This is a genomic window from Methylocaldum gracile, assembly GCF_053646815.1.
Map to the genome: position 1 here is coordinate 663347 of NZ_CM132196.1, position 24137 is coordinate 687483.

Annotated in this window: 21 protein-coding genes; 19 read left to right on the forward strand and 2 right to left on the reverse strand. The window is 56.8% G+C overall.

Translation table 11 applies throughout. From position 1 onward, the window contains the following. Positions 1 to 26: 26 nt before the first annotated feature. Positions 27 to 323, reverse strand: a complete 297-nt coding sequence (locus ACWJJK_RS02930; RefSeq protein WP_156880276.1) for a hypothetical protein — start codon at positions 321 to 323, stop codon at positions 27 to 29. 440 nt (positions 324 to 763) lie between these two features. Between ACWJJK_RS02930 and mraZ the strand changes: the two genes are divergently transcribed. The 17 genes from mraZ (at position 764) to lpxC (ending at position 19356) form a co-directional block, all read left to right on the forward strand. Continuing rightward, complete coding sequence (mraZ, locus tag ACWJJK_RS02935; protein WP_077728492.1) at positions 764 to 1222, forward strand: division/cell wall cluster transcriptional repressor MraZ; 459 nt, start codon at positions 764 to 766, stop codon at positions 1220 to 1222. Further along, positions 1219 to 2160 carry a 16S rRNA (cytosine(1402)-N(4))-methyltransferase RsmH gene (gene rsmH / locus ACWJJK_RS02940; RefSeq protein ID WP_454128630.1) on the forward strand — a complete coding sequence of 314 codons (942 nt, stop codon included), beginning with the start codon at positions 1219 to 1221 and terminating at the stop codon, positions 2158 to 2160. The genes mraZ and rsmH overlap by 4 nt, the downstream gene beginning before the upstream one ends. Beyond that, on the forward strand, positions 2157 to 2414 hold the full coding sequence (gene ftsL, locus ACWJJK_RS02945; protein ID WP_077728490.1) for a cell division protein FtsL: 258 nt from the start codon (positions 2157 to 2159) through the stop codon (positions 2412 to 2414). Before rsmH ends, ftsL begins: the two co-directional genes overlap by 4 nt. A 15-nt stretch (positions 2415 to 2429) precedes the next feature. After that, positions 2430 to 4163 carry a peptidoglycan D,D-transpeptidase FtsI family protein gene (locus ACWJJK_RS02950; protein WP_077728489.1) on the forward strand — a complete coding sequence of 578 codons (1734 nt, stop codon included), beginning with the start codon at positions 2430 to 2432 and terminating at the stop codon, positions 4161 to 4163. Beyond that, on the forward strand, positions 4160 to 5674 hold the full coding sequence (locus tag ACWJJK_RS02955; RefSeq protein ID WP_454128631.1) for a UDP-N-acetylmuramoyl-L-alanyl-D-glutamate--2,6-diaminopimelate ligase: 1515 nt from the start codon (positions 4160 to 4162) through the stop codon (positions 5672 to 5674). Before ACWJJK_RS02950 ends, ACWJJK_RS02955 begins: the two co-directional genes overlap by 4 nt. Continuing rightward, positions 5671 to 7044 carry a UDP-N-acetylmuramoyl-tripeptide--D-alanyl-D-alanine ligase gene (locus ACWJJK_RS02960; protein WP_434110199.1) on the forward strand — a complete coding sequence of 458 codons (1374 nt, stop codon included), beginning with the start codon at positions 5671 to 5673 and terminating at the stop codon, positions 7042 to 7044. The genes ACWJJK_RS02955 and ACWJJK_RS02960 overlap by 4 nt, the downstream gene beginning before the upstream one ends. Next, positions 7035 to 8117 carry a phospho-N-acetylmuramoyl-pentapeptide-transferase gene (gene mraY / locus ACWJJK_RS02965; protein ID WP_077728486.1) on the forward strand — a complete coding sequence of 361 codons (1083 nt, stop codon included), beginning with the start codon at positions 7035 to 7037 and terminating at the stop codon, positions 8115 to 8117. Before ACWJJK_RS02960 ends, mraY begins: the two co-directional genes overlap by 10 nt. A 3-nt stretch (positions 8118 to 8120) precedes the next feature. Continuing rightward, a complete protein-coding gene (gene murD, locus ACWJJK_RS02970; protein ID WP_156880268.1) occupies positions 8121 to 9506 on the forward strand; it encodes a UDP-N-acetylmuramoyl-L-alanine--D-glutamate ligase in 1386 nt (461 codons plus the stop codon). Then, entirely contained in the window at positions 9503 to 10702 is a 1200-nt protein-coding gene (gene ftsW / locus ACWJJK_RS02975; RefSeq protein ID WP_454128632.1) for a putative lipid II flippase FtsW, read from the forward strand. Before murD ends, ftsW begins: the two co-directional genes overlap by 4 nt. Next, entirely contained in the window at positions 10687 to 11763 is a 1077-nt protein-coding gene (gene murG / locus ACWJJK_RS02980; RefSeq protein WP_086135153.1) for an undecaprenyldiphospho-muramoylpentapeptide beta-N-acetylglucosaminyltransferase, read from the forward strand. Before ftsW ends, murG begins: the two co-directional genes overlap by 16 nt. Positions 11764 to 11785: 22 nt before the next feature. Further along, positions 11786 to 13195 carry a UDP-N-acetylmuramate--L-alanine ligase gene (gene murC, locus ACWJJK_RS02985; protein ID WP_454129031.1) on the forward strand — a complete coding sequence of 470 codons (1410 nt, stop codon included), beginning with the start codon at positions 11786 to 11788 and terminating at the stop codon, positions 13193 to 13195. Between the two features lie 56 nt (positions 13196 to 13251). Beyond that, positions 13252 to 14124, forward strand: coding sequence for a UDP-N-acetylmuramate dehydrogenase (gene murB, locus ACWJJK_RS02990; RefSeq protein ID WP_077728481.1), 873 nt, complete (start codon positions 13252 to 13254; stop codon positions 14122 to 14124). After that, positions 14125 to 15081, forward strand: coding sequence for a D-alanine--D-alanine ligase (locus ACWJJK_RS02995; protein WP_077728480.1), 957 nt, complete (start codon positions 14125 to 14127; stop codon positions 15079 to 15081). Next, positions 15068 to 15850, forward strand: coding sequence for a cell division protein FtsQ/DivIB (locus ACWJJK_RS03000; RefSeq protein WP_156880264.1), 783 nt, complete (start codon positions 15068 to 15070; stop codon positions 15848 to 15850). Before ACWJJK_RS02995 ends, ACWJJK_RS03000 begins: the two co-directional genes overlap by 14 nt. Positions 15851 to 15878: 28 nt before the next feature. Next, complete coding sequence (gene ftsA, locus ACWJJK_RS03005) at positions 15879 to 17114, forward strand: cell division protein FtsA (RefSeq protein WP_077728478.1); 1236 nt, start codon at positions 15879 to 15881, stop codon at positions 17112 to 17114. A 49-nt stretch (positions 17115 to 17163) separates the two neighbouring features. After that, complete coding sequence (ftsZ, locus tag ACWJJK_RS03010) at positions 17164 to 18309, forward strand: cell division protein FtsZ (RefSeq protein WP_077728477.1); 1146 nt, start codon at positions 17164 to 17166, stop codon at positions 18307 to 18309. Between the two features lie 132 nt (positions 18310 to 18441). Then, the gene (gene lpxC, locus ACWJJK_RS03015) at positions 18442 to 19356 is read left to right on the forward strand and encodes a UDP-3-O-acyl-N-acetylglucosamine deacetylase (protein WP_077728476.1); all 915 of its coding nucleotides are present in this window, start codon (positions 18442 to 18444) and stop codon (positions 19354 to 19356) included. Between the two features lie 181 nt (positions 19357 to 19537). Here the strand turns inward: lpxC and ACWJJK_RS03020 are convergent, their stop codons facing one another. Further along, positions 19538 to 20005: a DciA family protein gene (locus tag ACWJJK_RS03020; protein WP_077728475.1), complete on the reverse strand. Its 468-nt coding sequence runs from the start codon at positions 20003 to 20005 to the stop codon at positions 19538 to 19540. Positions 20006 to 20182: 177 nt separating this feature from the next. Here ACWJJK_RS03020 and secA point away from each other — a divergent pair, with 177 nt between their 5' ends. Both secA and argJ read left to right on the forward strand, forming a co-directional pair. After that, on the forward strand, positions 20183 to 22906 hold the full coding sequence (secA, locus tag ACWJJK_RS03025) for a preprotein translocase subunit SecA (RefSeq protein ID WP_077728474.1): 2724 nt from the start codon (positions 20183 to 20185) through the stop codon (positions 22904 to 22906). A gap of 11 nt (positions 22907 to 22917) precedes the next feature. Continuing rightward, on the forward strand, positions 22918 to 24129 hold the full coding sequence (argJ, locus tag ACWJJK_RS03030) for a bifunctional glutamate N-acetyltransferase/amino-acid acetyltransferase ArgJ (protein WP_454128633.1): 1212 nt from the start codon (positions 22918 to 22920) through the stop codon (positions 24127 to 24129). The last annotated feature ends 8 nt before the right edge of the window (positions 24130 to 24137 follow it).

The window sequence follows — 24137 nt, forward strand, 5'->3', positions numbered from 1 at the left end:
TTGTGATGACTTGGGTTGAGCTTCTGTTAACTGGCTTGCTTGTGGCTTCCGTAGCCTTTTCGATTGGTTTCTGTATCAACAACTACGCAAACGTTAATAAAGAGGGGAGCATCGGATTTATGAAGAAGGCGACGAAATGAGTTTGCTTTCTCCGGGGCTTTTGCAGCCCTGGGGCGATGTTTTCCGATTCGTGCATGATCGATTTTTGTAATTTTCCGGGGGATGGTGGTCGTTAGGCCTATTCCTCGGAAAAGCTTCTCCATTCCGGAATGATCTTTTTCGTCATTGTCTGATCTAGTCGCCGCCAGCGACGCCGATTTCATTCAACTTCATCTGCAAATTTTTCGATGGATAGAGGCATTGCCTCTATCCACGACAGAACTCTATTCCCTTCATGGCGCGTATCCCAACCGATCAACGAGTTTGGCGTGACGGGTTTCGAGCAATATCGCCCTTCGGGTTGGATCGCCGATCAAGCCCGTTTTTGCCGCGCTCGCGCAGTGAAAACTGACAATCCGCTGATTCACGGTTTCTCGTCGAGTTCATCGAGCACCGAAGTCTCTCTCGGTGTATGTAACAAATTGTTGATTATTAAAAAGAACCTTCCAGTCGAGGCGCCTTCGTCGAGGTTGGTTTCGACTATGCCATTGCCCCGAAAAAATATTCAAGGATCTTGCTTGACTTGGTTGCAGATGATTTCTATATTCCATTCAGGTGGTAATAAGTGGAAAAAAATGGAGCCCAATGGAAGTAGGGGGATTTCTTGTTTCGAGGCGTTAACTCCATCAATCTCGACGAAAAAGGTCGTCTGGCCATGCCTACGCGTTATCGAGCGGAGTTGCATGAGAATTGTGACGGCCAATTGGTGGTTACGGTCGGTCTGGACAAATGCCTCATGCTCTACCCGCTTCCCGAGTTTGAAGAGATTGAGCGCAAGCTGGTGAAGCTTCCTTCTCTAAATAAACAGGCAAAGCGTTTGCAGCGCCTGTTGATCGGCCATGCCACCGAGTGTGAGATGGATGGCCAGGGACGGTTTCTGGTTCCCGAGCCTTTGAGGAAGTTCGCCGGATTGGAAAAGCGTGTGGCGTTGATCGGTCAAGGTAATAAATTCGAGATTTGGGACGAGGATTCCTGGAATGCCTCTCGTGACGAGTGGATCGAAGAGGAGCGCCTGGAGAGCCTGGAGGACTTGTCGCCCGAGTTGGGATCTTTGGCGCTGTGAGTCAGGAAGATCGGGCGCACCGGCCGGTCATGCTGCGTGAGGTGCTGGATGGTTTGGCACTGAAGGCTGACGGCTTGTATGTCGACTGCACGTTCGGGCGTGGCGGACATAGTGGAGCAATCCTCGATAGCTTGGGGCCGGAAGGAAGACTGCTGGCTTTGGACAAAGATCCCGAAGCCGTAACCTCCGAAGAGGCCCAGCGGCTTATGACGGATCCGCGGTTTGCCCTCGAATACGGCAGTTTTGCGAGTCTGCGCGAATTTGTACAGCTCCGCGGATGGTCAAGTCATGTCGCCGGAGTGTTGATGGATTTAGGCGTGTCTTCGCCTCAGTTGGATGAGGCGGGCCGGGGATTCAGTTTTATGCGCGACGGTACTTTGGATATGCGCATGGATACCGGCCGAGGCATGACGGCGGCCGAATGGCTCGCGGGTGCGTCCGAGAGCGAGCTGGTCAGCGTGCTTCGGGATTACGGCGAGGAGCGTTATGCCCGGCGCATCGCCGGGGCGATCATCGAGAGGCGCTCGAAAAGCCCGATCGTATCCACGGGTGAATTGGTCGAGCTCATCGAAAAGGCCGTTCCCACGCGAGAAAGAGGCAAACATCCGGCGACGCGGAGTTTCCAGGCGATCCGCATCTTCATAAACAGAGAGCTGGAGGAGCTTGAGCAGGGACTGCGGCAAGCCATGGATGTACTAAAGCCCGGCGGGCGGTTGGTGGTCATAGCTTTTCATTCATTGGAGGACCGGATCGTGAAGCGATTTATGCGTGATGAGGAGCGCGGAGGGGCGGTGCTCTCGCATTTTTCCTTGCACCCTACCGAGCCTGGAAGGCTGAAGCGCATCGGTAAAGCTCGCATGCCGGAGCCGGAGGAAGTTCGAAGCAATCCGCGTGCTCGAAGTGCGGTCCTGCGCGTGGCGGAGCGCATCCAATCATGAGATTTCTGCTGATGTTGCTTGTGGTGGCCGTGGCCTCTGCCTTGGGTGTTGTGTACACCAAGTATCGCTCGAGGATGTTGTTCGCCGAGGTTCAGCAGCTCGAGCAGGAGCTGGACGCCTATGACGAGGAATGGGGACAGTTGCAGCTCGAGCAAAATACGTGGGCCGAGCATAGCCGTATCGAGAGGCTGGCGCACGGCCGCTTGGGCATGATGTTGCCTGCTAGAGAATCAATCATTTATATCAAACCTTAGACGTCGCGCCGAAATATGTTGATTATCCAACCCAGGCCGGTAAATGAGGCAGACTACAGCGGTCGCTGGTATTTTCTGTTGATCGTTATGCTGGTCGCCATGACGGGTTTGATCGGACGCGCCGTTTACCTACAGGTGTTGGATCGACAATTCTTAAAACGTCAAGGCGATCTGCGTCACGTCGGGATATTACCGGTGCCGGCGCACCGGGGGCGGATTTTTGATCGTAACGGAGAGTTGCTGGCCATCAGCACGCCGGTCAAATCCATCTGGGTCAATCCGAAGGAGTTCCGCGAGGCACAGATTCCGGCGGACAAGCGCAAAGCCTTGGCGGATCTTCTAGGCCTATCGTCCGGCGCGCTCGAGAAACACGTCGGAAGCGACGAGCATCGCAGTTTCGCTTATCTGAAGCGAAGGATAAGCCCAGAATTGGCCGACCAGGTGATTGCGCTGGGCATCGCGGGTGTTTATTCGGAGCGCGAATATCGTCGGTACTATCCCACCGGAGAAGTGGCTGCTCACCTGGTCGGCTTTACCAATATCGATGACAAGGGCCAAGAGGCGATGGAATTGGCCTACGACGATTGGCTGAAGGGCGTGGAGGGCGCCAAGCGGATAATCCGTGACGGCAAGCGGCGCGTCATCGAAGACTTGGAAAGCATCAGGCCGCCGGTACCCGGCAAGGATCTTGCTCTGAGCATCGATCAGCGCCTGCAATATTTAGCGTATCGAGAACTCAAGAAAGCCGTACTTCAGCATCAAGCGCGCTCCGGCTCTTTGGCGTTGCTGGATACTCAGACGGGTGAAGTGTTGGCGATCGTCAATCAGCCTTCCTACAACCCCAACAGCCGTACTCAGGTCAAGGGCAGTGCGTCGCGCAACCGGGCGATCACCGATATTTACGAGCCGGGTTCGACGATGAAACCGTTTGTTGTGGCCCTGGGCCTGGAGCTCGGACTGTACCGCCCCGATACCGTGATCGATACGGCGCCGGGTACGATGCGCGTGGGACACAACATCGTCAAGGATATCCACAACTATGGCGTTCTCGATGTTGCGCATGTCCTTCAAAAGTCGAGCAACGTGGGCGTCACCAAGATCGCGCTCAACTTGCCTTCGAAAAAGTTCTGGGCGTTCTATAACAATCTAGGTTTCGGCCAACCTTTGGAGACCGGTTTTCCCGGTGAGGCCAATGGTCGCCTTGCGGACTATCAAGGCTGGAGTCCGTTCGAACAGGCGACCTTGTCCTTTGGTTATGGCGTATCCGCCTCGACGTTACAGCTCGCGAGAGCTTACCTGTCCTTGGCCAATGACGGGGTGATGCCCATGGTAAGTCTGGTCAAGCGAAACAACTCACCCGAATTGCATCGGATCATGTCGGCCCAGACCGCTGGCGGCGTGCGCGCAATGCTGGAGCAAGTCGTGACCCGTGAAGGGACCGCGCTGAAGGCTGCCATTCCAGGCTTTCGCGTGGCCGGCAAGACCGGGACGGTCAAGAAAAGCGGGGTGGGCGGCTACTCATCTTCACGTTATTTGTCGGTTTTCGCGGGAATGGCGCCCGCAAGCAAGCCACGCCTAGTCATGGTGGTCATGATCGATGAGCCGTCAGCAGGCGAGTATTACGGCGGAGCGGTGGCCGCGCCTGTTTTCTCGCGTGTCATGGAGGGGGCTTTGCGATTGTTGAACATCGCCCCGGATCAGGGAGATATCATGCCAATCCTCGCCGCGCAGCAGGATGAGCCCGCATGACGACCGTCGAAACACAGATTCGGGCGCATAGGCTGGATGCCTTATTGTCCGGCTTTGTCGATGCTCCCGTTTCGCGTTCGGTTGAGGTCGGCGGACTCAGTCATGACAGTCGGCGCACTCGTCCAGGCGATCTTTTCGTGGCGCTGGCGGGACACCGTTCGCATGGCATGCACCATGCCGAACAGGCGATTCGGCAAGGTTGTTCGGCCATCATTTATGATCCTGCGGATGACGGCGATGTTTTGGCAAGGGGTATTGCCGGAATGCCCTGCATGCCGGTCGAGTCGCTCGACCAAAAAATCGGCTTTATCGCGGATCGTTTTTTCGGCGAGCCGTCCGCGTTCTTGGACATTGTCGGCATTACCGGCACCAACGGCAAAACCTCGTGTAGCCACTTCCTCGCCGATGCACTTTCGGCTAAAGCGCCGGCTGCCGTAATCGGAACTCTGGGCTGGGGGGTGCCCGGCTCACTCGAGATTACTCACCACACCACGCCGGACGCCATCGAAGTTCACGATCTTTTGGCTCGCCTGCACGGCCAAGACGTCAAGTTCATAGCCATGGAAGCCTCGTCCCACGGCCAGGTTCAGGGTCGACTCAACGGCGTCCGTTTCAAGGGGGCGCTATACACGAATTTCAGCCGTGATCATCTGGATTACCACGGTACGATGGATGCCTATCTGGAAGCAAAGTTACGTCTTCTGGCTTGGCCGGGGCTCGAATTCGCGGTTTTCAACGCCGATGATCCGATCGCCGACGCCATTTTGAGCCGGGCACCATCTCATCTAAAATTGGTCGCTTTTAGTTCGCGCGAGCGAAAAATCGGATCTGGAGCCGTGGTCTCCGTAAGCGTCGTACATCAAGATTCGCAAGGAATCGCTTTTCAGGCACGGTATCGTCAGCAGCTTGCCGATGTGTTCGCACCGGTCTACGGCGATTTCAACGTGGAAAATCTGGCTGCTTCCTTGGCCGTTTTGCTTGGTTTGGATTGCGAATTGCCCGAAGCAGCGGAACTGCTCAAGAATGTTCGCCCCGTGCCCGGACGCATGGAACGATTTTCCGAGCGAGGGCGGACCGCTGTCGTGGATTACGCCCATACCCCCGATGCCCTTGCCAGTGTTTTGAGGAGCTTGCGTCGGCATTGCGAAGGAAAGTTGTGGGTGGTTTTCGGGTGTGGCGGCGACCGCGACCGCGGCAAGCGGCCGCTGATGGGTGCCGTCGCAGAAGATCTGGCCGACGGCGTCGTATTGACCGATGACAATCCCCGCTCCGAGAATGGTGACCAGATCATCCGGGATATTCGGTCCGGTTGTCGTCTCGGTAATACCGTCACGATCCGCGATCGCCGTGAAGCCATCGCCTGGGCACTCGAACGGGCGGCTGTCGGCGACATCGTTCTGGTAGCTGGAAAAGGACACGAAGACACCCAAGAAATTCAAGGCCAGAAATATCCTTTCAGTGATCGCGAAGTGGTAATGGAAATCCTTTCCGCACTGGAGTTGCCGAGATGAAGATGCGTCTTTCCGAATTCAGCACGATTGTCGGCGGTGAGCGGCATGGCGACGATGTGGCATTCGAGAATCTAAGTATCGATACCCGGTCTTTGAAGCCCGGTGATCTCTATCTGGCTATTCGCGGAGCCCGGTTCGACGGCAACGAGTTCGTCGCCCAAGCGAAATCGGCGGGTGCCTGTGGAGCAGTGGTCGAGCGCTGGACCGATTGCGAATTGCCACAAGTGAGGGTCGAAGACGGACGAATAGCGCTCGGACGGTTTTCGGCGGCTTGCCGCGATCGTTGGACCGGTCGTTTAGTCGGCATCACCGGCAGCAACGGAAAAACGACCGTCAAAGAGATGATTGCGGCCATCCTGGGAGTTGCCGCACCGGTGCTCAAGACGCAGGGCAACCTCAATAATGATATCGGTGTTCCTTTGATGTTGTTGCGGCTGGCGGACGAATACCGTTTTGCAGCAATAGAAATGGGTGCGAATCATCCGGGCGAGATTGCTTACGTCGCCGGATTGGCGAAACCGGACGTCGCCGTAATTTCCAATGCCGGAGCGGCGCATCTGGAAGGTTTCGGCTCGCTCGAGGGCGTGGCGTCAGCAAAAGGAGAATTGATTGCTTCACTCGGGCCGGACGGTGCTGCCGTGCTTAACGCGGACGATCGTTTCTTCGGACGCTGGCGCGAAATGGCCGGCTCCCGGGAGGTCATCAGTTTCGGCTTCGGCCCCGATGCTGTGGTACGCGCCGATGCGGATTCCATACGAACGGGCATAAGCGACGGTAAGTTCCGCTCGTCCTTCGATCTTCTATATCAAGGAGGCCGTTATCCTCTGGCTTTGTCCTTGGCTGGAAATCATAACGTGACGAATGCGCTAGCGGCGGCAGCGGTGGCTTACGCACTGGGTTTCGATATCGAACAGATACGGACAGGGCTTTCCCGCGTTGTTCCGGTGCCGGGGCGCGTCGAGCCGGCAAACGGCATTCGAGGATCCTTGTTGATTAACGATGCCTACAACGCCAATCCCAATTCCTTTCGGGCCGCTCTAAATGTGCTACGGCAGCTTTCGGGCGAGCACTGGGTTGCCTTGGGCGCATTCGGCGAACTGGGTGAGGCGAGCGCGGAGTTGCACGCCGAGATCGGCCGCCAAGCGAAAGCGATGGGCGTGGCTCGGTTATTTGCCGTGGGCCCGAATGCGGACCGGGCGGCGGAGTCTTTCGGCGAAGGTGCTCTGTATTGCCAAGAGCAGGACCAGTTGATTGAACAAATACGACAGCAGATTAACGAGAACGTTGTGTTATTGATTAAAGGTTCACGCAGTCAACATATGGAGCGGGTAGTAGAGGCATTGCGGGAGCGGAGCGATCTATGCTGCTGATACTGGCAGAGGCTCTCCAAAAGTACTTCGACGTTTTTCGCGTCTTTCAGTATCTGACGTTACGAGCCATTTTGGGCGTGTTAACCGCCCTGATCATTTCATTCATTGTCGGACCGGTGATGATCCGACACCTCAGTAAATATAAAGTCGGACAGAGTATCCGGAGCGACGGGCCGCAGAGCCATTTTTCCAAAGCAGGAACCCCGACCATGGGCGGGGCGCTCATTCTGGTGTCGATAGCGATCAGCACCCTGCTTTGGGCCGATCTCAGCAATCGCTATGTGTGGGTCATTTTGCTGGTCACGCTGGCATTCGGCCTGGTGGGTTTCGTCGACGATTACAAAAAGCTGGTACTGCGCAATAGCGACGGCTTGGCCGCACGACACAAGTACTTTTGGCAGTCCGTGGTCGGTATGGCGGCAGCGGTGTTTCTTTATGGCACTGCCACGGTCTCGACCGAGACTCAGTTCATTGTGCCGTTCTTCAAGCAGGTTGTGCTGAACTTGGGTTTCGCCTATCCAATTCTGGCCTATTTCGTGATCGTAGGTTCGAGCAATGCGGTGAACCTGACCGATGGCCTCGACGGCCTCGCCATCATGCCGACGGTGCTCGTGGGCGGTGCTCTCGGCATCTTTGCCTACGTCTCGGGCAACGTGAACTTTGCCGAATACCTAGGCATTCCGTTTATACCCAAGGCGGGCGAGTTGGTGGTATTTTGCGGCGCCTTGGTGGGGGCCGGGCTCGGATTTCTTTGGTTCAACGCTTATCCGGCTCAGGTCTTCATGGGCGATGTTGGTGCCCTGGCGCTGGGCGCCGCTCTCGGAACACTCGCTGTTTTGGTCCGGCAAGAGATCGTGCTGATGATCATGGGCGGCGTGTTCGTCATGGAGACCTTATCGGTGATGCTTCAGGTCATTTCATTCAAGCTCACCGGTCGCCGTATTTTTCGCATGGCACCTATTCATCATCATTTCGAGTTAAAGGGATGGCCGGAACCGCGCGTGATCGTACGCTTTTGGATCATCACCGTGATTCTGGTCTTGATTGGACTCGCGACCTTGAAGTTGAGGTGAAAGATGGCGGCAAACGCAGAGGTTTATCTTGATGCCGTAAATCCATTGGACAAACTCGGATTGGACCGCCGCTCCGCGCGTGTTCTGATTTTCGGGTTGGGCAAGACCGGTCTTTCGGTAGCGCGTTTTCTGGCAGGCCAAGGTATCGAATTTGCGGTGACCGATACTCGGGAATGGCCCCCGTGTCTGGCAGAATTGCGCGAGACTTGCCCCGACGCCGGAGTCTTTCTGGGCGGCCTTCACAGTGCGGCATTCTCGGCCGCTACCCATTTGATCGTTAGCCCGGGCGTGCCGTTGGACCAGCCGAAAATCAAGGAGGCTCAACGGCGGAAGATACCGGTATTCGGCGATCTCGATCTTTTCGCATGCATGGCGAAAGCGCCCATTCTGGCGATCACGGGAGCGAACGGCAAAAGTACCGTAACGACACTAGTCGGCCTGATGGCGGAAGCCGACGGCAGGAATGTGCGAGTGGGGGGGAATCTCGGTACACCGATGCTGGAGCTTCTGGACGACCGAGCGGAGCTTTACGTTCTAGAGCTGTCGAGCTTTCAGTTGGAGCGTTCCTCGCTTTTAAGGCCGGACGCAGCGACCGTTCTCAACATCAGCCCCGATCATATGGATCGCTATCCGGACATCCAGGCTTATGCCGATGCCAAGCGACGAATTTTTCGCGGGCAGGGCGTAATGGTGCTGAATCGCGACGATCCTATGGTTGCGGCGATGGTGGAACCGGATCGACGCTGTGTGTGGTTCGGCTTGCGAGAGTCGGGTGTCGATTACGGCATTTCGGTCGCCGACGGAGCGGAGTGGCTGACAAGTCACGGCGAGCCGCTGATCCGGACTGAGAAAATCGGTATTCAAGGACGCCATAATGTATCCAACGCCCTGGCTGCCGTCGCGCTGGGAGAAGCGATCGGCTTGTCGCAAGCGGCCATGATCAATGCGCTCGAAAAGTTTGAGGGGCTGGCGCATCGCATGCAAACGGTGGCGGAAATCGACGGCGTCACGTGGATTAACGACTCCAAAGCCACCAACGTCGGTGCGTGCATGGCGGCCTTGGCCGGGTTGCATTCCAAGGCAATACTGATTGCGGGGGGGGATGGTAAGGATGCAGAATTCTCCGTACTCAGACCCGTAGTCGCCGAAAAGGTGCGGGCGGCGGTGCTGATGGGCAAAGACGCCCCGTTGTTGGAAACGGCGTTGAGAGATGTCGTTCCCACGGTCCGCGTCGAGAATATGCGTCAGGCGGTCCGGGCTGCACGGTCCTTGGCGCAGCGTGGCGATTCGGTTCTGCTGGCTCCGGCATGTGCCAGCCTCGATCAATACAAGGACTATCAGGAAAGGGGACGGGTGTTCACGGAAGAAGTCATGGGGCTTTCGCCATGAGGGCGAAAGTGACGGTCCGCGGCCGCGGGTTGGTGCTGCATTGGGGGGACCGGCGCTTTTATTTGGACACTGTCTTATTGGTTGCGTCCTTAGGGCTTCTGCTCCTCGGTTTCGTAATGGTTGCCTCGGCCTCTCTGCACCTCGGGGAGAAACTCGCCGAGGACAGTTTTTATTTCCCCCGACACCAGCTAGTCCACATCGCTCTCGGTCTTTGCGCCGGTTGCGCCGTCGCCTCGGTCAAGTTAGAGTCATGGCAGAAATCGTCGTTGAGCTTGTTCCTGTTTGGGCTCATTCTACTGGTCGTGGTTTTGATGCCCGGCGTCGGCAAGGTCGTGAACGGGAGTTCGCGCTGGATCAACTTATTCGGCATACGGGTTCAGGTTTCCGAGGTATTCAAGCTCATCGCCGTCATTTATACGGCAAGCTATATCCACCGTCATCTCCACACGGTGCGCGACTCGGTTCAAGGAATGATCCGGCCTCTGGCGCTGCTATCCATAGGTGCATTACTGCTGCTCATGGAACCCGACTTCGGTGCGACTGCGGTAGTCATGGCGACGGCACTGGGCATGTTGTTTCTGGGTGGTGCGAGATTATGGCAGTTCGGCGTACTGCTCGGCCTAATGACATTTGCCGGGGTTGGGCTGATTTACAGCGCTGAATACCGTTTGAAGCGCGTACTCAGTTTTACCAATCCCTGGGAACATCCGCTCGATACCGGTTTTCAGCTTACCCAGGCCCTGATCGCGTTCGGTCGCGGCGAGTGGACCGGGGTGGGTTTGGGTTCGAGCGTGCAAAAGCTGTTTTATTTGCCGGAGGCGCATACCGACTTTCTCTTTTCCATCATTGGCGAAGAGTTGGGATTGGTCGGTACCACCGCTGTTATCTCGCTGTTTATGCTGATTGTTTGGCGTGCGCTCGTAATAGGTCAGCTGGCCGACCGGGCTGAGAACCGCTTTGGTGCGTTCGTTGCTTACGGCATCGGTATTTGGTTTGGACTTCAATCGTTTATCAATATGGGAGTGAATATGGGCATGTTGCCCACGAAAGGACTGACCTTGCCGCTGATGAGTTACGGCGGCGGAAGCATGATGGTTATGTGTGCGGCATTAGGACTTTTATTTCGGGTTCGGAGCGAAGCCCTCGAGGCTTATGCCGCGGCGCCCAGGGTTAGGGCCAAATGGGCGCACGTCTGATGATCATGGCCGGCGGTACCGGCGGTCATGTGTATCCGGCCTTGGCGGTCGCGCGGGAGCTTTTGGCGCGGGGGCACGAGGTAGTCTGGATGGGGACTCGGTCCGGGTTGGAGGCTCGAGTTGTGCCGGCGGCCGGTATCCCCGTGGAATGGTTGTCGGTGTCAGGTTTGCGCGGCAAGGGCTGGTTAGCCAAGTTGAGTTTTCCGTTCATGCTGACGAAAGCTTGCTTGCAGGCATTGTTCATTTTGCGTCGCGTCAAGCCGAGCGTGGTTCTCGGGATGGGGGGATTCGTCTCGGGGCCGGGGGGGCTTATGGCGCGTCTGCTGGGTATCCCCTTGGTGCTTCATGAGCAAAACCGCATTCCAGGAACTACCAATCGCTGGCTCGCCCGGAGGGCGCAAGCGGTATTGGAAGCTTTTCCCGATAGTTTCGCACCCAAGTTGGGAGCGCTCTGTACCGGAAATCCGGTACGGCAAGAAATTGTTTTTCTTAAACGAGAAATCGGGGCCGGATGGGACGAGCCCCTTAAGATTTTGGTTCTCGGAGGTAGCCAAGGCGCCAGGGCTTTGAACGAGATCGTGCCGGAGGCCCTCGCGAGGGTTGAGATGCCGATTCGCGTTTTTCATCAGACCGGAGAGGCGATGCGGGCAAAAACAGCGGTCCGGTACGCACAATTGAGACTGTCGGCGCGGATCGAAGCATTTGTCGAGGACATGGCCGAGGCTTACGCCTGGGCAGATTTGGTGGTTTGCCGTTCGGGAGCGATGACGATCAGTGAGCTGACCGCGGCGGGGTTGCCGTCGATCTTGGTTCCGTATCCATACGCCATAGACGATCATCAGACTCACAATGCCCGGTACCTCGTCGATAATGGAGCGGCCGTGCTGATTCCTCAGGCCGAGCTGTCCGCGGAGCGTCTTGCCGAAGAAATCACCGCCCTGATGCAGGAACCGGCCCGACTGAAGGCCATGGCGGAGCGCGCATCGGCCCTGGCGAAGCCGGATGCGGCCCAGGTGGTAGCCGAAATCTGCCTGAATGAGGTCGACCGTGAAGCTGCCTGAGCAAATCGCGGGACAATACGGCATGAACCGCATCCGTCGGATTCACTTCGTCGGGATCGGCGGCACCGGCATGTGCGGCATTGCCGAGGTTCTTCTAAATCTCGGGTATCAGGTCTCGGGCTCGGATCTTAATGAAAATGCCAATACACGGCGCTTGGCTGAACTCGGCGCGAAAATATTCTTCGGTCATGCGCCCGTGCATATCGCGGAATCCGAGGTCGTGGTCGTATCCAGTGCCGTCAATCGATCCAACGTGGAAGTCGATGCTGCACGTTCCCAGAAAATTCCGGTCATTTCGCGGGCGGAGATGCTCGCCGAACTGATGCGGTTCCGCTACGGCATCGCCGTAGCCGGCACCCACGGCAAGACCACGACGACCAGCCTGACATCCAGCGTACTTGCCGAAGCCGGACTCGATCCTACATTCGTTATCGGAGGGCGCCTCAACAGCGTAGGCACCAACGCTCAGCTCGGCAAAGGCTCCTATCTTGTCGCCGAGGCGGACGAGAGCGATGCCTCTTTCTTATATTTGCAGCCCATGATTGCCGTGGTCACCAATATCGACCGGGACCACATGGAGACCTATAGCGGTGATTTCAGCAGACTGAAGAGGGCCTTCGTCGAATTCTTGCATCATGTGCCGTTCTACGGTCTGGCCGTGCTGTGTCTGGACGATCCGGGCGTCAGGGATATTCTGCCGGAAATCAGTAAGCCGATGAAAACCTACGGTTTCAGTCCGGAAGCCGACATCCGGGCCGTGAATATCCGTCAAGACGGATTGCGTTCGCATTTTTCGGTGCTTAGGTCGGGGTGCGATGAACCGCTCGACGTGAGCCTAAATCTCCCGGGGCGGCATAACATATTGAATTCATTATCAGTAATTGCCATCGCTGGAGAATTGGGTATTTCCGACGAGATCATACAGCGTGCTTTGCTGGGATTTCGGGGTATTGGACGGCGTTTTCAGATCAATGCCGAGGTACCTTTCGGCGGCTCCTTCGTCACTTTTGTCGACGACTACGGGCATCACCCGCGAGAGATTGCGGCGACCCTCGACTCGGCGCGCCAAGCCTGGCCGGACCGGCGGCTGGTATTGGTGTTTCAGCCGCATCGCTATACGCGGACGCGCGATCTGTTCGAGGATTTTGTGCAGGTTCTGTCCAAAACCGACGTTCTGGTGCTACTCGATGTCTATGCCGCCGGCGAAGCGCCGGTAATCGGCGCGGACGGGCGGGCATTATCGAGGGCGATCCGGGTGCGAGGCCAGATCGATCCGGTTTTCGTCGAAAAGGTAAGCGACCTGGCTGAAATCCTTCCGGGCATAGTCGAGCCGGGCGATGTCGTTTTGACGCTCGGGGCCGGAAGCATCGGGCAAGTTGCTGTCGAATTGCCGTTGTGCTTGACCGACATGCCGGTCGGAGCAGTCCAGTGACTGCGGTCTGCGAAGATGGGATAAGCGCGGTCAGTTCGCTCGGTTTAAGGGGCGAGATGCGCTATAACGAGCCACTGGCGAACCACACCTCCTGGCGCGTCGGTGGACCGGCCGATCGCTTTTACTTGCCGGCCGACGCGGACGATTTGGTTCTGTTTTTGCGTTCGCTGCCTCCCAATGAACCGGTTTTCTGGCTGGGCCTGGGCAGTAATCTGCTGGTTCGGGACGGCGGAATCAGAGGTACGGTTATCTGTACCCGAAATCGTTTGAGAGTACTCCGGCGTTCAGGTTCCGGACGCATTTATGCCGAGGTGGGCGTGCCTTGCGCTCACGTGGCCAGATTTTGTTCGGAACAGGAACTGACCGGCGCCGAATTCCTGGCGGGAATTCCGGGCACCATGGGCGGCGCCCTTGCAATGAATGCCGGGGCATTCGGCGGCGAGACATGGCCCCTGGTGGCGCGGGTGGTGACGGTCGACCGTTCCGGTACGTTGCGGGACCGCAGCGGGGGCGACTTTCTCGTTGGCTACCGCAGCGTGAAGGGGCCAGAGAACGAATGGTTTTTGGCTTGTGAGCTCCGGCTTCAGTCTGGTGATGCGGTTGCCAGCCGCGAACGAATCCGGGCGTTGCTGGCTAAACGAAGCGCATCGCAGCCCATCAATCTGCCGAATTGCGGCTCGGTGTTCCGGAACCCGGTGGGCGATCATGCTGCGCGCCTTATCGAAGCCTGCGGGCTCAAGGGGTATCGCATGGGCGATGCATGCGTTTCCGAAAAACACGCCAATTTCATCATTAACACGGGTGCGGCCAGGGCGGCCGATATCGAGGCTCTGATAGGGTTCGTCCAGACGACCGTTGAGCAGACATTCGGGCAGCACTTGATTCCCGAAGTTCGGATCGTGGGCGAAAAATCGACGAGGAGAGATTGAATGAGCAAGCGAATCCTGAAATCGGCTGAATTTGGACGTGTTGCCGTGTTGATGGGCGGTGCCGCCGCGGAGCGCGAAATTTCTTTGAAGAGCGGTCAGGCGGTTTTGGCGGCCTTGTTGAAAAATAACATCGATGCGGTCGGCATAGATGTAACGAGAAATCCGATACAGCCGCTGCTCGAACAACATTTTGACCGCGTGTTCAACGTGATCCATGGAAGGGGTGGCGAAGACGGCGTTCTTCAAGGGGCTCTGGAAGCCTTGGGACTGCCCTACACCGGAAGCGGTGTCCTGCCGTCGGCCTTGAGCATGGACAAGCTCAGGACCAAGCTGTGCTGGCTCGGAGCGGGATTGCCGACGCCGCGCTGGATGAAACTTCAAGGGCCGGAGGACGTAGACCGGTGCGCCGATCTGCTGGGATTCCCGGTCATCGTGAAACCCGCTCAAGAGGGTTCCAGCATCGGAATGGGGCGGGCCGAAAATAAAATCGAATTAATGGAAGCATGGGAACGCGCTTCACACTATAATTGCGCGGTTTTTGCGGAGGCTTGGATTGTCGGTCGGGAATATACAGCCGGCGTGCTCGACGGCGAGCCGTTGCCGTTGATTCGCTTGGAAACGCCCCATTCTTTTTACGATTTCGATGCCAAATATCGCGCCGAGACCACTCGTTATCACTGTCCGGCCGGACTTCCCCGTGAAGAGGAGGCCGCTCTCCAGAAATTGGCTCTACAAGCTTGCGATACGCTCGGCGTGACCGGCTGGGCTCGGGTGGATCTTTTGGTCGATCAAGATAACCAGCCGTGGTTGATCGAGGTCAACACGGTTCCCGGCATGACCGACCACAGCTTGGTTCCGATGGCGGCGAAAGTGGCGGGCTTATCGTTCGAGGACTTGACGTGGCGAATATTGGAAACGAGCTTCCCGCGTCGCGGAGAGGGCGATGCCGAGGCCTAAAGCGGTGCCCGTCAGGGCATTGTTCTTTTTTGGGGTCGTGGCTCTCTGCGGTCTGGCTGCCATGAGTGTCGATCTCGGGCAGATCAAGGGTTTCATGCCCATACGTTATGTGCGCGTGGAGGGGGAGATTCGGAATCTCGATGCGGCAGAGTTCACGAGGACCTTGCTGCCGTTGACCCAGGTTGGATATTTTCTAGTGGATACGCATGGCATTGAGGAAGCCGCCAAATCATTTCCTTGGTTAGACAGCGTTCAGGTTGCTCGACTCTGGCCCGATACCTTGCTGCTGAAAGTCGTTGAACAAAAACCGGTTGCCCGCACCAGCGACGGCGGGCTGATCAACGATCGCGGGGGGCGGTTTTCGCCCGGAAACATCCAGTCCTATGTTAAGTTGCCGATCCTCGACGGCCCACCGGGACAGGAAAAGCAGCTTTTGAGCATGCTTTATCTATTGAACGGGAAGTTAAAGCAGAAAGGTATGCGAATCGATTCCTTGAAGCTCACGGGGCGGCGGGCGTGGAGCGCTCGTCTGGCCAGTGGCGTGGAAATCGAGTTCGGAAAACAAGATCCGGCTCTTGCGCTGGAACGTTTGCTGACGTTATTGCCGCGCTTGGGCGAAGCGCGAATTGCGGCGCTCCAGAAAGTGGACTTGCGCTATCCGAACGGGTTTGCAGTGATTTTCAGACCGCAATCCCAAGCGGATCTTGTTTCTCTGGCCCAACCCGATTGCATCGCGCGCGGCCGAATTCGGAGCAGGATATATACCTGACGTGAATTAAAAACAAAGATTCATTGCAATGGCTAGAAAATCAGATCGGAATCTCATCGTTGGCTTGGATATCGGTACCTCCAAGGTGGCTTGCATCGTCGGTGAGATAAACGAGGACGGTGAAATCGAGGTGGTCGGTATCGGTACCCATCCGTCCCGCGGCCTGAAAAAGGGTGTGGTGGTCAACCTGGAGACCACGGTTCAATCGATCCAGCGTGCCGTCGAGGAAGCCGAATTGATGGCGGGATGCCGGATTCAGTCGGTCTATGCGGGCATCGCGGGCAGCCATATCAGCAGCATGAATTCGCACGGCATCGTCGCCATCAAGGAGAAGGAGGTAACCCAGAGCGACGTGGATCGCGTAATCGATTCGGCGCGCGCGGTTGCTATCCCGGCGGATCAGAAAATTCTTCACATCCTGCCGCAGGAGTTCGTGATCGATAGGCAGGAGGGTATCAAGGAACCGGTCGGGATGTCGGGAATCCGTCTCGAAGCCCGGGTGCATATCGTAACCGGCGCGGTCAGTGCGGCGCAGAACATCATCAAATGTATTCGTCGGTGCGGCCTGGACGTCGAGGACATCATCCTGGAACAGCTTGCGTCTTGCACGGCGGTGCTGACCGAAGATGAGAAGGATCTCGGCGTATGCTTAGTAGACATCGGTGGAGGAACCACCGATGTGGCCGTATTCACCGACGGAGCCATTCGCCATACGGCCGTCATTCCTATTGCCGGAGATCAGGTAACCAACGACATCGCGGTGGCGCTTAGGACGCCGACCCAGTTCGCCGAAGAAATCAAGATCAAACACGCTTGTGCGTTAACCCAATTGGCCAAGCTGGAGGACACCATCGAGGTGCCCAGTATCGGCGACAGGCCGGCGCGCCAGATTTCCCGTTTGAATTTGGCTGAAATCGTCGAGCCTCGCTACGAGGAGCTGCTGTTGCTGGTGCAGCAAGAGCTGCGTCGGAGCGGTTTCGAGGACTTGATCGCGGCGGGAATTGTGCTGAGTGGCGGCAGCGCCAAGGTCGAGGGATTGGTGGAGTTGGCGGAAGAAATTTTCCACATGCCGGTACGCCTGGGTTTGCCGCAGTATGTCACCGGTCTGACGGATGTGGTTCGAAATCCGATTTACGCGACGGGCGTCGGACTGCTTCTATTCGGCAAGCAGCACCAGACGCTGGCGGGGAGGTATATGCCCTTGGGAACGGGCTTTAAAGGGTTGTGGGCAAGGATGAAGAGTTGGTTCACGGGTAATTTTTAGGATCGAAAATTCCCCGGAGTGGAAATGCAGTTAAGACGGGGTGGAAACAATGCAATTCGAACTAGTGGATTCTTATAGCCAAAACGCGGTTATCAAGGTAATTGGCGTCGGGGGCGGTGGTGGAAATGCTCTCAACCACATGGTCAACAGCCATGTCGAGGGCGTTGAATTCATATGCGCCAATACCGATGCGCAAGCTTTGAAGAACATTCGGGCCAAGTCGGTCATTCAGCTGGGAAATGCACTGACCAAGGGGCTTGGAGCGGGAGCGAATCCGGAAATCGGCCGACAGGCCGCCTTGGATGATCGCGATCGCATCATGGAAGTTCTGGAAGGTGCGGACATGGTGTTTATTACCGCCGGCATGGGCGGCGGAACCGGGACTGGAGCGGCTCCGGTGATTGCCGAGATTGCCAAGGAAGCGGGTATTCTTACGGTTGCCGTGGTCACCAAACCGTTTCCGTTCGAAGGCAAGAAACGGCGTAGCGTGGCGGAAAGAGGCATCGAGGAGCTCGGTCAATTCGTCGATTCGCTGATTACGATTCCGAACGAGAAGCTGTTGCCGGTATTGGGCAAAGACGTCAGCTTGATCAATGCCTTCGCTGCCGCGAACGATGTCCTGCTCGGCGCGGTGCAGGGCATCGCCGATCTCATTACCCGGCCGGGGCTCATCAACGTGGACTTCGCCGATGTGCGTACGGTAATGTCCGAGATGGGCATGGCGATGATGGGTACCGGTGTGGGTACCGGCGAGCACCGTGCCCGCCAGGCAGCCGAAAAAGCCATCGCCAGTCCCTTGCTCGAAGACATCAATCTTCAGGGCGCGCGTGGCGTTCTGGTCAACGTTACGGCCTGCCAAACTCTCTCGATCGGCGAGTTCAGCGAGGTGGGCGACGCCATAAGAGACTTCGCTTCGGATGACGCGGTCGTCGTGATCGGTACGGCCATCGATCCGGAGCTGGACGATGAAGTGCGCGTTACGGTGGTGGCGACGGGACTAAACAACCAGCGGCAGGCGAACGAAGCGACGATCAAGTTGGTGCATAAGCACACGGGTGAGATCGATTATGATCAATTGCAGCGTCCGACTGTAATTCGCAAGCAGCCCAAGCATGATGTTCGGGCGGAAGCGAAGAAGGATATGGATCTCGATTACTTAGATATTCCGGCGTTCTTGCGCCGTCAGGCCGATTGAGAAAGTAGCGAGGACGCTTCGGTCCGCCCCCACTGGTCTGAGCCCTGCGTAGTTCGTATGCTTGGGCGGTTTAAACTGTGCAGGGCTATATGAGGGATTTTTGGGGATAGTCAGACAAGATAGGTGAGTCGAATGATCAGGCAAAGAACACTAAAGAACGTTATTAGAGGTACCGGAGTCGGGTTGCACACCGGAGAGAAGGTCTATCTGACCCTCCGTCCGGCTGCTCCTAACGCGGGTATTGTATTCCGGCGCGTGGACTTGCCTGAACCCGTCATCATCGAGGCAAGGCCGGAAAATGTCGGCGAAACCACCCTATCGACAACCCTCGTCAAGGGGGACGTGAAGATTTCCACCGTCGAGCATCTCCTATCGGCGTTCGCCGGGCTCGGAATCGACAATGCCTATGTCGATGTGAGCGCGCCGGAGGTACCCATTATGGACGGCAGCGCCGGCCCATTCGTGTTTCTCATTCAGTCGGCGGGCGTGGAGGAGCAAAACGCACCGAAGCGTTTTATTCGGATAAAGCGCAAACTTAGGGTTGAAGACGGTGATAAGTGGGCTAGTTTTGAGCCTTATGACGGCTTTAAAGTTACCTTTACGATCGATTTCGAACATCCGGCTTTTCGCAAGGATGTGCAAACGGCCAGCATCGATTTTTCATCGACATCTTTTGTTAAGGAAGTGAGTCGAGCGAGGACCTTTGGCTTTATGCGCGATATCGAAGCCTTGCGCAAACGCAGGCTGGCCCTGGGAGGCAGCATGGATAATGCGATAGTGGTGGATAACTACCGCGTCTTGAACGAAGATGGGTTGCGTTACGCCGACGAGTTCGTAAAACACAAGATTCTGGATGCGATCGGGGACCTTTATCTCCTCGGACACAGTCTGATCGGTTCGTTTACCGGCCATAAATCCGGCCATGGTTTGAACAATCGACTGCTGATGGAGCTGCTCAAGCAAAGGGATGCCTGGGAATCGGTGACTTACATGGAAGACGACGTTCTGCCGATTTATTTCATGAGGGCGGCGCAGGCCGCTGGCTGATTCCTTTTCTCTCTGGACTGGTCAGGTCCAGGCGAACGATCGGTGTTAAATCCTTATCGAAATGCGGCAGGGAAGCCGATTCTTATCCAGCCGCCGGGTTGGACTTCTCTCGCGTGCCCGTAATTTGGGCATCAGTCCAGGGGCAAACGATCTCTGTCGGCTGAATTTTCGACGCTGTTTTTTATTGATTTTCTTTTCCGGGGTCGGCGTTCCTCAGTGCCTGCACTGTTGCGCTCAGCCGCAGCAGCGCTTCCTTAAGTTCCCCGGAAGATGTCGACAATGCGCTATTTTTCAGTACCTCGGCGGCGAAGCCGGATGGCAAGGCGAGAACTGGTTTGTCGAGAGGTCTTGCTGCGGCAGGCAGTGCGTTACGAATCAGTAAATCGTTGAACCGGTATCCGGTCGATTGCTGAACCTTGGATAAGAGGTGCAAGGCATAAAAGCGTATTTGTGAGGCCCAAGCCGGCGAGTCCACGTAAAGAATCAGGCGGTCCGGCTTGACCACGCAGTCTACACAATGGTCCGCAAGAAAGCCTGGCAGTGCTCTTTTTGCCACATCGAGTACGCGGCGGTGTTTTTCTACCTGGATCAGGAGCCCTTGGATCGCGGCGCCTTGAAATAGACCGGCAACGGATTCTGGTTGGCGCATCTTCGAAATCAGCCCTCCATGGTAGTCGCGGTTAGCCGAATCGAACCCAGCAAACCTGTTCGAATTTGCCTCAATTTCTCGCCAACGTCTGATATGGCCCTCGACTCATTATAAATACCATGGTTTTGCGGTATCATCGTTGGATTATTTTTCGTTTGGACTCGGAATTAAACCGCAATGCTAGGCAAGCTAGTAAAGAAAATCGTTGGCAGTCGCAACGAGCGAATCATCAATAGAAAAAGAAAACTCGTCAAGAAGATCAACGCGCTGGAACCTCAGTTCCAGAATCTATCCGATGAGGCGTTACGAGGGAAAACCCAAGAATTCAGAGACCGCCTGAACGAGGGTGAGATGCTCGATGCGTTACTCCCAGAGGCTTTCGCCGCCGTCAGGGAAGCATCTCGCCGCGTTCTGAACATGCGCCACTTCGATGTTCAGTTGATAGGCGGGATGGTGCTCCATGACGGGAAGATCTCGGAAATGAAAACCGGCGAGGGCAAGACGCTGGTCGCCACCCTGGCCGCTTATCTGAATGCACTGCCCGGTAAAGGCGTACATGTCGTCACCGTCAATGACTATTTGGCGCGCCGAGACTCCGAATGGATGGGCAAGCTCTATAACTTCCTCGGACTCTCCGTGGGCGTCATAGTCAGCAGTCTGAACGCGGAGCAGCGCCGGGAATCCTACGCGGCCGACATTACCTACGGTACCAATAACGAGTTCGGCTTCGATTACCTCCGGGACAATATGGCATTTTCCCGCGACCAGAGGGTGCAGAGGGAAAAATATTTTGCGATCGTCGACGAAGTCGACTCCATCTTGATCGACGAAGCCAGGACGCCTCTCATTATTTCGGGGCCGACCGAGGACCGCAGCGACCTTTACCATAAGATCAACGCCTTTATTCCTCATCTCAAGCGTCAGGAAAAAGAAGGCGCTCGCGGCGATTACAGCGTCGACGAAAAATCCCGGCAAGTCTACCTCACGGAGGAGGGGCACGAGCGCATCGAGCAGTTGCTGGTTCAGCAGGGATTGATCAATGCAGACGAAAGCCTGTACGACGCCGTCAACATCAGGCTCATGCATTTCATCAATGCCGGATTGCGGGCTCACGCGCTGTTCCAGCGGGATGTCGACTATATCGTTAGGGAAAATCAGGTCATCATCGTGGACGAGTTCACCGGCCGCGCGATGCCGGGACGTCGTTGGTCCGAAGGGCTGCATCAGGCGATCGAGGCTAAGGAGAACGTTCCGGTTCAAAACGAAAACCAGACGCTGGCCTCCATCACGTTTCAGAACTATTTCCGCCTGTATGAAAAACTGGCCGGCATGACCGGTACGGCCGATACCGAGGCCCCGGAGTTTCATCAGATTTACGGCCTCGAAGTTGTCGTCATCCCGCCCAATAGGCCCATGGTCCGCCAAGATCTCGGCGATCTCGTCTACCTCACCGTTCGTGAGAAATACGGCGCCATCATCGAGGATATCCGCGAGTGCGTGAAACGCGGCCAACCGGTGCTGGTGGGGACTACATCCATCGAAAACTCGGAACTCTTGGCGACTTTCCTCCGTAAGGAAGGCATTCCGCATCAGGTGCTGAACGCCAAGCATCACGAGCAGGAAGCTCATATCATTGCGCAAGCCGGTCAGCCCGGTGCGGTCACTATTGCGACCAACATGGCGGGCCGCGGCACCGACATCGTTCTCGGCGGCAGCCTGGAAGAGGATTTGGCGGCTATCGATCCCAGCGATCAGGGGTCCGTCGCTCGCTTGAAAGAGGAGTGGAAAGTCCGTCACGCTCAGGTTGTGGAAGCAGGCGGCTTGCACGTCATCGGATCGGAGCGGCATGAATCTCGGCGCATTGATAACCAGTTGCGGGGACGGTCCGGACGGCAGGGTGACCCCGGCTCATCACGGTTTTATTTGTCCTTGGAAGATCCCTTGATGCGGATTTTCGCTTCCGATCGGGTGGCCGTGCTCATGCAAAAGCTGGGAATGAAGGAAGGCGAGGCGATCGAACACCCATGGGTGACACGGGCGATCGAGAGCGCTCAACGCAAGGTTGAAGCGCGCAACTTCGACATCCGCAAGCAGTTGCTGGATTACGACAACGTCGCCAACGATCAGCGCAAGGTGGTTTATCACATGCGTGACGAACTGATGGAGGCGGACGATATTTCCGAGGCGATCACGAACATGCGTCGGGACGTTGTCGGCCAGATATTCACCCAGTTCATTCCGCCGCACACCCTGGAAGAGCAGTGGGACGTCAAGGGTCTGGAAGACACGCTATTGCGGGAACTCGGATCGAAGCTGCCGGCGCAACAATGGCTGGATGAAGATTCGCGGCTGGATGAGGACCGCCTGCTCCAGAAAATCATCGATCAGCTGGATGCGGTTTATCAGGCAAAGAGTGCCGTTATAGGCGAATCGGTCATGCGTCATTTCGAGAAAACGGTGATGCTGCAAGTTCTCGATAACGCCTGGAAAGAGCATTTGGCGGCCATGGACCATCTGCGCCAGGGCATCCATCTACGCGGTTATGCGCAGAAGGATCCGAAGCAGGAATACAAGCGCGAAGCGTTCGAGATGTTCACCTCCATGCTGGACGGGATTAAACACGAGGTGATCGGCATCGTATCCAAGGTTCAGGTGCACAGCGAAGAAGAAGTCAATGTCATGGAGGAACAGCGCCGCGCCGTACCTCAAGAAATGCATTTCGAACATGCCGAGGCACACGCACTGACTGCGGAACCTGAAGAGGCGGAGGTCGAGGAAAAGCCGGTTAAACCACGGCCCGCACAGCCTTATATCCGGGACGTCGCCAAAGTGGGCCGTAACGAGCCTTGCCCTTGCGGTTCCGGGAAGAAATTTAAGCACTGCCACGGCAAATTGGATTGAAATCGCCGCGTATGAGCGTCTTGAGCGAAGAGTTGACCCTGGCAACCGTAAAAGGCGTCCGGCTCGGTGCGGCCTGTGCCGGCATCAAGCGGAACGATCGTGACGATATCGTGGTGATCGAAGCAGCCAAAGGGTCTACCTGTGCGGCCGTTTTTACCCGAAATGCCTTTTGCGCCGCGCCGGTGATCGTGGCGAGAGATCATCTCGGACACCATCCACGCTGGCTCTTGGTCAATTCCGGGAATGCCAATGCCGGAACCGGCCAGCGAGGGCTGGACGATGCTCGTCGGACCTGCCGGACGCTCGGCCGGCTGACCGGCGCGGCGGCCGAGCAGGTGCTTCCTTTCTCGACCGGTGTAATCGGCGAATATCTTCCGGTGGAAAAGATCGAATCGGCTTTGCCCAAAGCCCTGAGCGCCTTGGACGAGGCGGGATGGACGCGCGCGGCAAGGGCCATCATGACGACCGATACGCGGCCTAAAGGTGCAAGCCGGACTGTCAATCTGGCTGGAGTATCGGTGACCGTCACTGGCATCGCCAAAGGCGCCGGCATGATTCACCCCGATATGGCCACCATGCTGGCCTTCATTGCCACCGACGCGAAGGTTGAACCGGCTAGTTTGCAGGCTTGCTTGAGCGACGCCGCCGACGGTTCTTTTAATTTGATCACGGTGGACGGCGATACCTCGACTAACGACGCCTGCGTTCTGTTCGCAACGGGCGGAGCCGGTAATCCCGAACTTAGCCGGCAAAGCGTGGATTTCCCTCTCCTGGCCCGAGCGGTTCGGGAGGTTTGTGAAGACTTGGCTGAAGCCATCGTGCGGGACGGCGAAGGCGCCACCAAGGTGATGCGGATAGAGGTCCAAGAGGCCAGGGATGAAACCGAAGCGCGGAATGTGGCCAAGACTATCGCCCATTCGCCTCTGGTCAAAACCGCTTTTTTCGCCAGCGATCCGAACTGGGGCCGGATTTTGGCTGCGATCGGTCGTTCAGGCTGCGCCGATCTCGATATATCGGGCGTTTCTATATGGTTGGGGAACGTGCTGATCGTGGAAAATGGAGGACGCGCCATGGGCTACACCGAGGAGGCCGGGAGAGCCGTGATGTCTGAGAATGACATCCTGATTCGCGTTGTGCTGGGGAGGGGGAGCGCGCATCAGCGTGTCCTGACGTGTGATCTCTCTTACGATTACGTCCGCATCAACGCGGAATATCGAACCTAGTCGAGGCT